10 protein-coding genes and 1 pseudogene are annotated in these 13431 nt (G+C 39.7%); 8 read left to right on the top strand and 3 right to left on the bottom strand.

The window, feature by feature from the left end; translation table 11 throughout:
• The first annotated feature begins 308 nt into the window (after window positions 1–308).
• Both WKK05_RS09910 and asnB read left to right on the top strand, forming a co-directional pair.
• Entirely contained in the window at window positions 309–956 is a 648-nt protein-coding gene (locus WKK05_RS09910) for a sporulation/spore germination protein (protein ID WP_341529560.1), read from the top strand.
• Between the two features lie 307 nt (window positions 957–1263).
• A complete protein-coding gene (asnB, locus tag WKK05_RS09905) occupies window positions 1264–3192 on the top strand; it encodes an asparagine synthase (glutamine-hydrolyzing) (RefSeq protein WP_341529559.1) in 1929 nt (642 codons plus the stop codon).
• Between the two features lie 222 nt (window positions 3193–3414).
• Here the strand turns inward: asnB and WKK05_RS09900 are convergent.
• Window positions 3415–3768, bottom strand: a pseudogene (locus WKK05_RS09900) (POTRA domain-containing protein); the annotation flags it as partial.
• A 444-nt stretch (window positions 3769–4212) separates the two neighbouring features.
• Here WKK05_RS09900 and WKK05_RS09895 point away from each other — a divergent pair.
• The 4 genes from WKK05_RS09895 (at window position 4213) to WKK05_RS09880 (ending at window position 8741) form a co-directional block, all read left to right on the top strand.
• On the top strand, window positions 4213–5130 hold the full coding sequence (locus WKK05_RS09895; RefSeq protein ID WP_341531057.1) for a polysaccharide deacetylase family protein: 918 nt from the start codon (window positions 4213–4215) through the stop codon (window positions 5128–5130).
• Between the two features lie 600 nt (window positions 5131–5730).
• A complete protein-coding gene (locus WKK05_RS09890; RefSeq protein WP_341529558.1) occupies window positions 5731–6180 on the top strand; it encodes a hypothetical protein in 450 nt (149 codons plus the stop codon).
• Window positions 6181–6330: 150 nt separating this feature from the next.
• Complete coding sequence (locus tag WKK05_RS09885) at window positions 6331–6939, top strand: phytochelatin synthase family protein (RefSeq protein WP_341529557.1); 609 nt, start codon at window positions 6331–6333, stop codon at window positions 6937–6939.
• A 476-nt stretch (window positions 6940–7415) separates the two neighbouring features.
• The gene (locus tag WKK05_RS09880; protein WP_341529556.1) at window positions 7416–8741 is read left to right on the top strand and encodes a hypothetical protein; all 1326 of its coding nucleotides are present in this window, start codon (window positions 7416–7418) and stop codon (window positions 8739–8741) included.
• A 115-nt stretch (window positions 8742–8856) separates the two neighbouring features.
• Here WKK05_RS09880 and WKK05_RS09875 read toward each other — a convergent pair whose 3' ends face one another.
• Window positions 8857–9414, bottom strand: coding sequence for an exonuclease (locus WKK05_RS09875; RefSeq protein ID WP_341529555.1), 558 nt, complete (start codon window positions 9412–9414; stop codon window positions 8857–8859).
• A 166-nt stretch (window positions 9415–9580) separates the two neighbouring features.
• Between WKK05_RS09875 and WKK05_RS09870 the strand changes: the two genes are divergently transcribed.
• Window positions 9581–10189, top strand: a complete 609-nt coding sequence (locus WKK05_RS09870; RefSeq protein ID WP_341529554.1) for a phytochelatin synthase family protein — start codon at window positions 9581–9583, stop codon at window positions 10187–10189.
• A 346-nt stretch (window positions 10190–10535) separates the two neighbouring features.
• Window positions 10536–12119, top strand: coding sequence for a mechanosensitive ion channel family protein (locus WKK05_RS09865; RefSeq protein ID WP_341529553.1), 1584 nt, complete (start codon window positions 10536–10538; stop codon window positions 12117–12119).
• 324 nt (window positions 12120–12443) lie between these two features.
• On the opposite strand, the gene WKK05_RS09860 is transcribed toward WKK05_RS09865, so the two are convergent.
• The gene (locus tag WKK05_RS09860; protein WP_341529552.1) at window positions 12444–13049 is read right to left on the bottom strand and encodes an HPP family protein; all 606 of its coding nucleotides are present in this window, start codon (window positions 13047–13049) and stop codon (window positions 12444–12446) included.
• Window positions 13050–13431 lie beyond the last annotated feature (382 nt).

The raw sequence follows: 13431 nt of genomic DNA, 5'->3' as shown, positions 1-13431 counted from the left end.
AATCTTCTTCTTCAATGCTGATACTGCTCTGGACTCGCTCTAGAGCAGTTTTATATTAAGGACTTACGCTAGCCAATAATCAAGGGCGTAAGGGTGTAAAAAGAATTAATTTTTGATTCTCTTTATACCTTTAGACTTCTAGTTATATTGATGGTATTACTCTCACGAATCTTTGCTTTGTCTCTGTGTAATGCATAATTGGAGACAGATAAAACAACATATAATTGCTTAATAAACTATAAATTTATACGGAATTTATCCCAAAGACACTGAAGTTTATATAAAAACATACAGCAACAAACAGTATTATGAGTACAATTATCACCACTAGCAAAAGATGTCTCTTACCCTTTATTGTTGTAGCGATCGCAGCCAGCCTCAGCGGTTGTAACTCTAGCCCTACCTCTCGTAATATTAGCAGCCAAACACCAGTACCTGTCACAACACCAAACAGTACATCATCGCCACCACTCACTACAACACCGAACAGCGCATCATCACCAGTTCCAAGCCAAAACCCAAGTGTAGCCCAGCTAAGAGCTAAATCTCCTAATAAAGAATCCTCAAGCGAAAATACACCTGACTCAACTTCTCAGGCTGCCACTAGCAAAACGACCAACGTCACTTTATACACAAGCGATGTTCAATGTCAAAAATTAATTCCAGAAAAGGTTGCAGTCCCAGCCGAGGAACCTGTAAAAAGTGCAGTAGGGAAAATTTTAGCTCAACGAGATACCAGTGACTTTGGCTTGTCTGGGTATCGTGTTAGTGTCAAAAATGGCATTGCTACAGTTGATTTACGAATATCTCCTGAGTCAAAACGGCAAATAGCTTCTCTTTCTAGTTGTGAACAGTTTGCTTTATTTGGCAGTGTCCGCAAAACACTGACGAGTAATAACCAATGGAAAATTAAAGAAGTTCGCTTTACAGAGCGAGGTGAGGAAATTGTTCTTTAACTTATCAAGCTTAAAGCCTTGGAATCAATTTTTTAACAAATCCAAGCCAGCAGCTACCACTTCTTGGGATGAGATATCCAGACATTCCAAATCTTATGGACAGGTAAAGGTGTAGTATAGACTACACACAATCGGACGACGCAGTAAACAAGAATAAACATTACGTGGTCGCCATTGTGGTTCAAGTTTATCCGCCTTAGCTGATTTAGTAAACTGAAAAGTTATTTCACACCCTTCTCAAGAAGGATGATTATATTCCTTTGCTTGCCACTATTAGGAAGGATACTAATATAGTTAAAGTTAATTTATGTGTGGCATAGTAGCATTATTTTCAGCAGAGGAACCAATTTCTGAGTCGTCTTTAAAATTAGGGATGGATTGCTTAAAGCATCGAGGCCCAGATGGACAAAAATTCTGGATTTCTCATGATCAACGAGTTGCTTTAGGACATAGAAGACTCAGTATTATTGACCTCGTGAGAGGCGAACAGCCAATTACAAATCATGATGAAACTTTATATTTAATTGCCAACAACGAGTTTTATGACTTCGAGCGGATACAGCGTGATTTAAAACAAAAAGGATATCAGTTAAAAACCAATTCTGACAGTGAAATTGCTCTGCATTTATACGATGAATTCGGGACACAATGCTTACATCATTTACGAGGCGAATTCGCTTTTATAATTTGGGATAAACGTAATGAAGTGCTATTTGCAGCACGCGATCGCTTTGGCATCAAGCCACTTTATTACAGTATTTACAACAACACCTTATACATAGCTTCCGAAGTCAAAGCTTTGTTTGCCGCAGGTGTACCAGCTCATTGGGATCGTGAATCTTTCTGGCAAGATACTTGGGGAGTTTTATCTTCAGACCGCACTCTATACGCAAATGTGCATCAAGTGCCACCTGGCTATTTTCTGCTAGCATCCCGCTCTGATATTCGACTGCATCGTTACTGGGATTTTGATTATCCCCAAATGCATGATTCCTTAACTCTACATACTCCAGAAGATTACATTGAACAGCTTCGTCATACGTTAGATGAAGCTGTTCAACTACGTTTAAGGGCTGATGTGCCAGTTGGCTGTTATTTGAGTGGTGGTTTAGATTCATCTGCGGTGCTAGGAATGGCGACAGCTCATAGCTCTGAACCTATGCAGGCGTTTACCATTGCTTTTGAAGAAGGAGTGTATAACGAAGAAGCGATCGCGCGTGAAACAGCAACATATTGCAAAGCCAATATTCAAGTTATCCAGATTCGTCAAAAAGACATAGCAGAAAATTTTGCTGACGCGATATGGCATTGTGAAATGCTCAGTATGAACGCTAACACTACTGCCAAGTATCTGTTAAGTCGTGCTGCTAGAGATGCAGGCTATAAAGTTGTACTTACAGGAGAAGGCTCAGACGAAATCTTTGGAGGTTACGTTCATTTTCGCCAAGACAAATTACTCTCTAATCAAGAAGGAGAAGACGAAGAAACTATCAAACTACTATTAAAAGACCTGAAACAGAAGAATCAAGTTTCAGTAGGTTTATTATTTGCTGATGAGCAAATAATTCCAGCATTAAATACGATTCAACACTTGTTAAATTTTGCCCCAGCTTGGATGCAAGCTGCTGCTCAAAGACATCTCAAGTCTATTCATTTGTATTCGCCAGAACTGATTTCCGAGTTCCAAGAGCGTGATATTTATCGCATATTTTTTAATCAAATAGATGTCGAAGGTCAACTTAAAGGAAGAGAGCCTGTCAATCAATCTCTCTATTTGTGGTCAAAAACAAATTTAGCCAATTACCTATTACGAATGTTGGGTGATGGTGTTGAAATGGCACATTCCATAGAAGGACGGCTACCTTTTTTAGATCACAAAGTTGTGGAATTAGTTCGCACCTTTCCCATTTCACTCAAAATTAGTGGTCTCACCGAAAAATATGTTTTGCGAGAAGCAGCAAAGCCATTCATCACAGATACAGTATATAAGCGCCAAAAGCATCCATTTATTGCTCCACCTTCAACTTTTAATCCGAATGAAGCATTACAACAACTGATTCAAGATACACTACGGAGTTCAGTAATGTCCCGTGTACCCTTTTATGATCAAGCAGCAGTAATTAATTTGCTTGACCAATTACCTATAATGAGTGAGAGCGATCGCGCTACCGCAGACTTTAATTTGTTAAGAATGCTTAGTGCTTGCGTTCTGCAAGAAAGATTCGGACTCACTTGAAAATCTTGATGGCATTTCTAATTTCCCAATCAAAGCAACAATCGCTTTAACATCTGCTAGTTAAATTCTCATCGCGTTTTGAGTGGCTGATATTTTGCATCATTCTCAATAACCGTGTCAAATCGGCAAAGTTATAACAAAGCTGTCCACCAAGACCAAATTGCTCTAACGGTACTAGGGAATCTGCTGCTAGTTGTAAATCGCCTCTGACCAAAAACAGAGTAAACGCGGCACATTCAGCGGTGTTCCAGCACCTAGTTGAATGCGATCGCGAATATATTGACTGTGCAATCTTCTATTGCCGATGATCTTGATTTCTTGTAAATTACCTTCAATTACCTGAATTTTGATTACCCCAGCTTCTAATATCTGCGGTGTAATTAATGCCCTCGTAGTTACATAGCCCCGATCAACGTAGAGTTTTGTGATAGCATCTCTGACTTGCACTAATTCCGCAAATGTCAGATCCCGCCCCACAAAGGGAGCTGTAATAGCGGTAAATTGTTCTGGTGAAAAAACTGTACTACCAACAACTTCAATGCGTTCAACCCGAAATTTGGTATCGGGGTCATCCTGTCCCGGAGTTGGCTATTAAAATCAAATGGTATGACGCTGTGCAAGTCCTGTCATTACCACTTGCTTTGGCCACACTTTTGTCATGATTTTGCAATGGCTCCGTCAATATAATGTGCAATTTTTAGCTATGTTTACTGATGTAATCTTAGCCAAATTACTTTACTTCTAATGATATATATATTATCTTTGCCCGCCATAGTCTATAAAAACTAACATACAAAATATCTCTTAACTTGTACCGAAAGAGTTTTATTTATCGATATAAAGCTAGTTGCAATTTTCCAAATCAGGTTTCTTACTAACTTTGAAAATACATAAATTAATGATGCTGTAGTTTGTGGGGCGAGATTTATAAAAGTGTAAAAACTGGTTGAAGTCTTGGAAAAAAGATAATTTCAGCTTTTAAGGAGCTATGAAGTGAAAAAAAATAACTTATTTTTTAGTTTGCAAAGAACATTGATTACATTGTTTGTCTTGGGTACAAGTTTGAGTGTTGGCACGATAATGCTTATCAAGTTAAATTCCTCAGAGGCTCAGAGTATAGAAAATATCAATGTAAACAATATAGCCACTAAGGTGGGAACTCAGGAGCAGATTGAAGAACTAAAAGCAGCGATGCTCACAAGTTGGGAACAACAAGCACAAGCAAAGGGCTTTTCCTACCCGATACCATCAAGGTCTAAAGGTGCAATAATCCAAGCAGCAAAACTTCTTCCCTCTCAGAAAGTAATTGCTCTGACTTTTGATGATGGCCCTTGGCCTGGGAGTACAGCACAAGTACTAGATATCCTCCAAAAAAATCACATCAAAGGGACATTTTTTGTTATTGGGCAAAATGTGAAGAATTATCCAGGTTTACTCAAGCAAGAGATTGCTCAAGGTCATGTAATTGGTAACCATACTTGGCATCATTGGTATCAATTCTTGAATCCACAAGCAGCTGCTTATGAAATTGACCATACCGCAGACATTATTTATCAAACTACAGGGTTGAAAACAAATTTATTTCGACCACCTGGAGGAATCATGCATAATGGGGTGGTTGACTATGCTAGAAATAGTAAATACGCCATTATTTTGTGGTCATCTGACTCTGTTGATTACTCGCGTCCTGCTGTACCGAAATTAATCAGGAATGTGTTCAGAAAGGCCAGACCTGGAGGAATTGTGTTAATGCATGATGGCGGTGGTAATCGCTCGAAAACAGTGCAAGCTTTACCAGAAATTATCAGCAGCTTTCGCAAACAAGGCTATCGCTTTGTTACTATTCCCGAACTTTTAAAATTACAAGCTCAAGACCAAAATATCGTTACCGCAGCATCATCTATGACCACAAATCATCAATCAAGTCCTCATCAGTAATTTAGCGCAGAAGATAGGAGCCAGATCCAGGAATATCCGGCTAGAACTCAGAGAAGTAGGAAATAATATCCCTTTCTTAATTCAAGGGAAGCGGCAGATTGCTGTTAACTTTGCCAATGGGGGTAAATTTTTGGTGTCTGATGGATGACGGTTGCTTAAAGGGCATGAAAAAAGAATAAAAATTTGGAACTAAGCTGTATTATCGCTTGGAGAATGTGCTGAGGATAGGATAGTTATAGTGTGTTTAGATACTAACTGTACATAGTCAGCGCTTGTAATTGTTATGTGTAGATGATGAAATCTTGATGGCGTGGAAGTGGTAATTAAGTACTGTTGCGCTCTCTTATACCACAAAGCTGATCGCCAATCACTATGTCTACACAGACTTCAATGATGAACTAATGCTGATTTAATGAGTTTGCAAATACAGATAGTTATCAAAAATTCACAATTAGCTTTGTCTTAAGTGTCTTAACTGTCCTTGACAAATAACAAGAATTTTAGAAAGATAACTAGTTATTAACTTGTTAGTAACATTACAAAAACTTGTTTTGAATAGCCTGCAAAATACAACCGTAAATCTTAAAAAAGAATAAAGTTATGACAACATTACAAAACAAAAGTGTAGATCCATACCAACACATTGTGGAGTCTGCTAATCGCTTAGGGGTTCAACTCAATGAGCAAGAATTAGAACGTTGGATGAAATATATCACCGAGGCCACAGGCGATAGCGATATTGTTGTGGATAAAGAAACAGGTGTTTTTGGACACAAAGTCACCATGTTGGATTTTGACCCACAAGAGTTGGCACGCTTTCGAGCCATTGGCAAAATCGCAGAATTTGAGGACATCCCTGGTGTCGTAGAAACTGCTTTGGCAATTTCTGGTTCAGCAGCTCAATCTAAAATTCAGACCTATCCAGGTGATTGTGACTACTTTGAGCGAGTAAATATCATGCCCCCAGCCGTACCGAAGCCTGTCAAGTTCTTGCCAAATTGGTTCGTGACAAGGCACTCAAGACCTTATCTGGTAAAAATTACCAGTTAATTGATGTCAAGTTTGGTGGCTACCCCCAGCAGATGATCCGGGGAGAATACAGAATCTCTTGCCAAATCTCCCAATTTTAAGCAGCTCTATATTTCTTTAACTAAAACTAGTGACAAATAAGTTTTCCTAGCCAACCTTTTTAATTACACCATGACTACAACAGACTTACATACGATTAAACTCAAAGCTTTTCAACAGCCAATCAGATGCTGCAATGTCACTGCGATCGCTTATGGATTGACGGCACTAGGATACCCAACAAGTATTGATGATATATTCTACGTAACTAAGCTACCTATTAACACAGTTTTAGATGATGGAATGACCTTAGCCGAGACTTATGATACCTGCATCCAATACGTTGAAGAAAAGAATTTACCCATATCTGTGATTCTGGAACACTTTGATAAAGCGAGCATTACGCTAGAGTCTTTCATTGAAGAAATCGAAAGAGCTGTTTCAGATGTGAATGATATTCACATCCTTAACTTCAATGTTGACATTGCTCACGAAATTAAGTTAGGTGGTGGTCACTTCTCTTTATTGGCAGACTACGATAAAAAAACACAAGAGATAACTATTGCTGATACCAACCCCAAGCGCTACACGCGGTTTTGGAAATGCCCTGCCGAACGTATGTACTTAGCTTGTATAGATAGAGATTCGGCATCAGATCGAGCTAGAGGAATGATCGTACTCAAAAAGGTTCAAAACAACGAACAAAAAGCTCAAGATCCCGAACTGATGGCTACTATTTAAATGATATTTACAGCAAAATTCCGAATTCAGGTGGTCGCACCTCGACTGCGCTCGGCGACCACTGAGCGCACTTGTGCTGAGCACGGAAATCGAGCGAAGTCGAGATTCAACTACCGCTTGCCGTAAAGCCTGCGGCATGGCTGCGCTTAGGGCGCAGCCTCTCCCTGCGGGACGCTGCGCGAACGTAGAGAAGTGTTCCCTGTGTCTACGAGTGTTTCAAGAATCAAATCGGATTTCTATAGATTGTGTACTTCAGCAACTTAAAATCTACTGATGAATTGGCGGGCTTACTATTAATGCTTGTCAAGAGCTTTTTTGATTGAGTTATTTCTGAAGACGTCAACCATGTTTGAAAATATTTTGTATTCTAGCTAGTTATTTCTGAATTTTTATTCAATAATTTGTTAGTAATATTACAAAAACTTGTTTTGAATCACCTGCAAAATACAACCGTAAACCTTAAAAAGCAATAAAGTATGACAACATTACAAAACGAAAGTGTAGATCCGTACCAACGCATTGTGGAGTCTGCTAATCGCTTAGGGGTTCAACTCAATGAGCAAGAATTAGAACGCTGGATGAAATCTATCACTGAGGCGACAGGCGACAGCGATATTGTTGTGGATAAAGAAACAGGTGTTTTTGGACACAAAGTCACCATGTTGGATTTTGACCCACAAGAGTTGGCACGCTTTCGAGCCATTGGCAAAATCGTAGAATTTGAGGATATCCCTGGTGTCGTAGAAACGGCGTTGGCGCTCTCTGGTTCAGCGGCTCAATCGAAGATTCAGACCTATCCAGGTGATTGTGACTACTTTGAGCGAGTAAATATCATTGCCCCCAGCCGTACCGAAGCCTGTCAAATTCTTGCCAAACTGATGCGTGAAAAGGCGCTCAAGACCTTATCCGGGATAAACTACCAGTTACTTGAGGTGAAGTTTGGTAGTTACCCTCAGAAAGTGATTCGGGGAGAACACACGCTGCACGCTGGTTCACCAATTACTTGGCTACCTAATGACATTTCCGCCGGTCAGATTGAGGTGAGCGATTTAGAGGGCAATCCTCTAGTTATTACTTGGGATTCTGTAGCAGATGATCCTGGTTGGTGCAAGTTGGACTGGGTGATTGCCGACACGATACGCAGCCAGTTGTCCAACGCTAGCAATATGTTGGATGTCACCTGGGAAGCACCAGATGCTACTATCACTCCACTAGACGGCTATCTCGACGGTTACTTTCAGGAGGTTTACTTAGACGCTGAATCCGCCCCCATCTTCTCCAAGCTGGTGAAACAGGTTTCCAGCGATGTCATGGATGATTATGTGGCTCGGTTGGAAAAGGAAGTCCAAAAATGTGTTAAAGGCAATTACATCAACTATGGCAAAGCAGCCAAACGGATGTACAACATCTTTCGGTTGAACGGACGTTATGAGGAAGCCGCCTTTTTGCGTGAATTGTTCGATGAACCTGCGGCACTACTTTATCAAGTACACGCCCTGGTACGAACCATCCAAGAAGCCAGGGACAAGAGTACTGTCTTTGAGCTAGAAAGCATTCTCAATCAAACCGATGAACTGATTTTGGCGTCTGTCAAAGTTTTGGAAGGCGAAGAGGAATTGGTGATTGTGCGTCATCTGCTGCGCCTATACCGTAGTCTGTGCCGCCAGGAAGCTGGTACTCCCCTTGGTTCCGAAGTGGATGTAGCCCAAGCGGAGGTGATGAAAATTGTGAATAATTTCTTCTATGAAAAAATGACTGGGTTACCCACAATTAAGTCTTATATCGAGGGTTTCCAGTTATAAAACAAGCTCTTCGGCTGCTCAACGCAGTAACGGAACTTCTGTAAGGGTGAAGATCGCTCATCCCTATACTAATCTGTCACCAAATCTGACAATTTTCAGCAGATGCCTATTTTAGTTAACGCTTTAGATTCGCTTGCAACAGGTTACAGAATAACTCCCCCTGCTGAATGGCATCATCCAGGGCTACGTGTGCCAATGTAAGATTCCCTAACCATGCAGCAGGTAAATCGTCCTTACCGGAATCGCTGTAGTTTTGTTTCAGGTATGCCATCGCATACGAACGGATATCCAGTGCTGAATGTTTAAATGGGCTATCGCCCACAAAATGCATTAAGTACCAGTACACAAACATAAAGTCATAAGTGGCTGGATAACCAACGAAAATCGGTTTACCTGGCAAACCGACAAGCCAGGAGTAATAGGATTGCATGACCTCCCCTGGAGGGTGTGCATTAGCTCTACAGGCTGCCCAAGCATCTGGTTGTTCTGACCACCAACTCATGGTTTTGGGGTGTCCTTCTGCTCCTGGTAAAGTTTCGAGATTAGCCGTAAAAGTCGAAATCAATTGCTTGTCTGCGGTGTACGCTGCTGAGCCAATACTGAGCATAGAGTGAGGCCCAGGAATGGGGCCATCTGCTTCTATATCAGTGCTGATATAAATTTCAATTTTCATGTTTTGTACTACCTGTATTTCATCACTATGACTTAATCTTTTTCATGCTCATCGGCAATACTAACGGATGTTGATTTCAAGATCCAGGTGCAACTAACTAGTTAAATTTATTGAACTGAAACTGTTGACAAATAAGTTTTCCTAACCAACCTTTATTAATTACACCATGAATACAACAGACTTACATACAATTAAACTCAAAGCTTTTCAACAGCCAATCAGATGCTGCAATGTCACTGCGATCGCTTATGGATTGACGGCACTAGGATACCCAACAAGTATTGACGATATATTCTACGTGACTAGGCTACCTATTGACACAGTTCTAGATGATGGAATGACCCTAGCTGAGACTTATGATACCTGCGTCAAATATGTTGAAGAAAAGAATTTACCCATATCTGTGATTGCCGAACACTTTGATAAAGCAAGCATCACGCTAGAGTCTTTCATTGAGGAAATAGAAAAAGCTATTTCAGACATTAATGATATTCACATTCTTAACTTCAATGTTGACATCGCCCACGAAATTAAGTTAGGTGGTGGTCACTTCTCTTTATTGGCAGACTACGATAAAAAAACACAAGAGATAACTATTGCTGATACCAACCCCAAGCGCTACACACGATTTTGGAAATGCCCTGTTGAACGTATGTACTTAGCTTGCATAGATAGAGATTCGGCATCGGATCGAGCGCGTGGGATGATTGTACTGCGGAAAGTTGAAAGCAATGAACAGAAAGCTCAACAGCCAGAATTGATGAGTGCTATTTAAGCCAGTAGTTTTCAAAAAAGGCTAGTTTATTCGCCCACTGTTCAATAAGGTTCAGATAAGACCAAAACACTCGTAGAGACTGCGATTTATCGCGTCTCGAAAACCCAAAATTTTGTATGAGTAGCCCTTAAATGAACCGTATTGGCCCGCTGTTCTAATTTTCTTTGAAGTTCTAAGCGGAGACTCCCTCCGCTTGGAAAAATAAAATAGTAACCAAAAATATCAGCATTAAATAAGTTACTCAATATAATAGAATGTGATTTTATTATATTGAGTAAATTCTAGATGCATAACTATTTTAGTATAACAACATAGGCTTTGAAATGTTTAGTTTTTATGCTGAGCTATGAATTTATTAATTGTTTTGTCTGAAATCTGCTTTGTAATATTTTTTTTCTTGTTATTAAACTGGCTTGTGGGCAAATTCTCCAAGCTATTCGTGAAAGTAGCTATCCTGAAAATTGAACAGAGTACTATCAAAACCTTACGCCGAAATGTTACGGGTTTGTTAGTACTTGCTTGCCTAGTAGTGTGTATTCTAATTGTTGGCGTTAATGGTTATCTAATCTACCGAGGCGAAAATCTACAACAATATACACTCTTGTTGATTGGCAGTATCCCATCAGGATTTTGGGTAAGTTTAGGAATTGGCGTCGCTCAGAGTCTTGGTACTTTGATTTTAGCTGCGATCGCTCAAAAATTTGTCGGCTATTGGCTCAATTTTGCTAGCATTCGTGCTAAAAGAATTGAACAAAACACTGCTGACGATAAAAGTATTGATACTTTCTTTAGCAACCTCAAAAAAATTGTTACCAATGGAATCTGGCTGTGGGCTGTGATTTGGTGTACCCAGTTCCTGAAATTGCCAGTCATCGTTTCTCAGTATCTCTACATTTTACTGCGGATATATCTAATTATTGCTATTGGGTTACTCATACCTAAAGCAATTACTGCTGTTATTGATAGTTTAGATGCTTTAAGTATAAGGTACTCCAGCCCTGACAACCTTTTAAGATTTTATGATCGGCTTCGACACTTAATCCCCTTTTTAAAGCGGTGTCTGGAATTTGTAATTTATGTCTGTGTGGCGACATTAGTAATCCAGCAAGTTCAGTTTATCGCCAACATCGCAATTTTTGGGTCTCGAATTATTAAGATAGTCGGAATTATATTCATCAGTCGTGTTTTGTTTGAAGTCGTTTACTTACTTGTTGAAGAAATATTATTCAAAGACAGAAATCTAAGCGAAATACAAACCAGCAGACGTCTCACCCTTGTTCCTCTTATTCGTAGTTTTTTACAATATTTAGTTTACTTCGGTGCGATCGTCTCCATCCTCTATACCCTCGACATTAATCCCGCTCCCATACTCGCTGGAGCAGGTATTCTTGGTATAGCTGTGGGTTTTGGAGCGCAGACACTAATAAATGATATAGTTTGTGGCTTTTTTATTCTGTTTGAAAATTATTACTTAGTTGGTGACTATATTCAGGCTGGGAAAGCGGAAGATAAGTTTGTAGAGGGGATTGTAGAGGCAATTGAACTTAGAACCACTCGTGTGAGACACCCGAATGGCCAATTGCAGATTATTCGTAATGGCGATATTGGCTCAATTACTAACTACTCTAAACAGTATATTTTTGCAGTGGTAGAAGTTAGCGTACCTTATGACTCTAATTTAGCTCATGTATATCAAGTGATTGAGAACGTGGGAGAACAATTAAAAACGAATGATCCAGATGTACTCGAACCTACACAAGTGGATGGAGTAGAAAGCCTCGGAGAATCTAATTTGTTGTTACGGACGCTGACAAAAGTAAAGCCAGGAAAGCATCTTCAAATACAGCGTGTTCTCCGAAAGACTTTTATGGATACTTTAGTCCAGGAAGGAATTACAATTCCCCTTCGTGTTGAGAGTAGCGAACCTTAAAGTAAAGCAATAGCGATTGGTTTCTTTATATTCTTCTAAGGGACTTTCAAAAAATAAATTATCCAGTAGTGGCGTGACCGGATTAAAATAGTGGATTAATAAACCGCAGAGGCACAGAGAACATAGAGACAGAAAAGAAAATTGTCTTGATGTTTTATGCACTAAATTATCCCGGTCATGCTACTACACTCATTGGTTGGATACTTTTTTAATTGGAAGTCCCTAACCATTTCCATCATTCCACTAGACGTGTGAAGTAAATTTTGACTTGAATTGTGATCGAGCTTGAAATATTTGTTCGGAGTGCAAGCAGCGTTAAAATTTTTACAGCCAGTGCTTGGGATAAGTTCTCTCTTCTGCCAGATTATTGAAAACCACAGCACAGAGTACCAAAATAATAGAACCTTCAAGAGCAGGTGTTAGCAGAAATTGCCAAGGAGCCTTTGTCATCATTACGACTAGTGCAACTGCTCCCGAAGGCGGGTGTACCGTTCCAGTCATCTGCATCACCCCAATGGCTGTCGCCACTGCCATTCCCATTGTCCAAGGTGACGAACCGAAAAGATGTAAAATAGTCAAGCTGACTAAGGCAGCTACAAGATTACCACCAATTACATTACGGGGTTGAGCCAAAGGACTGTCTGGTACACCAAAGATCAATACACTGGTAGCACCAAATGGAGCCATAAGCAGAGGAGAATTGGTTTTTACAGACAGGTAAGCCGTTGCTGCTATTGCTAAGAAACTACCCAGCCAACTCCAAAAAACATGTTTGTGGTGAGGTTTATTTATAGGACACGTTAGAGGACATGAACGCCAGGTTCCAGTTATCTTGAACCAGTAATTCTGCCATTTCAGGTGAAAGTTTTTGTAATTCAACAGCCTTATATAGGTGTAATTAGTTCGCCCTTTGGGTAAATGTCCTTTCATAAACTCCACAACAATAAATAAGCGGCACTTAAAAAAAATTATCTGCCCAATTCTGGTCTAGCTACCTCTAAAATATAGAAGTAGATAAACACAAACTATTCCGAGTTTTTTAGCAAAAACAGTGTCTAAAATCTGTACATAGGCAGAAGAGGGCAACGCAGACAGCACAATATTTATGTCTGTTAGACAAGGAATCTCCTGCATTTCTCAACATTCTAAGAACAAGATTTACATACACACATTAGTGCCAACTTAACAACTTTGACAGAATATTTTTTAATGTCATGATTCTTTAACATTGTACCATCAAGGTAGCTTGAAAATTTTTAAATAAAGTCTACATTAGGTATAAAAAACTATAGTTTTTATAAAATTTACTTAT

This window comes from Nostoc sp. UHCC 0302, assembly GCF_038096175.1.
Taxonomy (GTDB): domain Bacteria; phylum Cyanobacteriota; class Cyanobacteriia; order Cyanobacteriales; family Nostocaceae; genus UHCC-0302.
Note: the sequence above shows the minus strand (reverse complement) of the source record. Positions and strands in the feature narration are given on the sequence as shown.

Excerpts from the sequence above, each read along its gene's own strand:
- WKK05_RS09870 (WP_341529554.1), top strand. The coding sequence starts at position 9,581 with ATGAATACAACAGACTTACATACAATTAAACTCAAAGCTTTTCAACAG.
- WKK05_RS09910 (WP_341529560.1), top strand. The coding sequence starts at position 309 with ATGAGTACAATTATCACCACTAGCAAAAGATGTCTCTTACCCTTTATT.
- WKK05_RS09885 (WP_341529557.1), top strand. The coding sequence starts at position 6,331 with ATGACTACAACAGACTTACATACGATTAAACTCAAAGCTTTTCAACAG.
- WKK05_RS09880 (WP_341529556.1), top strand. The coding sequence starts at position 7,416 with ATGACAACATTACAAAACGAAAGTGTAGATCCGTACCAACGCATTGTG.
- WKK05_RS09890 (WP_341529558.1), top strand. The coding sequence starts at position 5,731 with ATGACAACATTACAAAACAAAAGTGTAGATCCATACCAACACATTGTG.
- WKK05_RS09865 (WP_341529553.1), top strand. The coding sequence starts at position 10,536 with ATGAATTTATTAATTGTTTTGTCTGAAATCTGCTTTGTAATATTTTTT.
- WKK05_RS09860 (WP_341529552.1), bottom strand. The coding sequence starts at position 13,049 with ATGAAAGGACATTTACCCAAAGGGCGAACTAATTACACCTATATAAGG.
- asnB (WP_341529559.1), top strand. The coding sequence starts at position 1,264 with ATGTGTGGCATAGTAGCATTATTTTCAGCAGAGGAACCAATTTCTGAG.
- WKK05_RS09875 (WP_341529555.1), bottom strand. The coding sequence starts at position 9,414 with ATGAAAATTGAAATTTATATCAGCACTGATATAGAAGCAGATGGCCCC.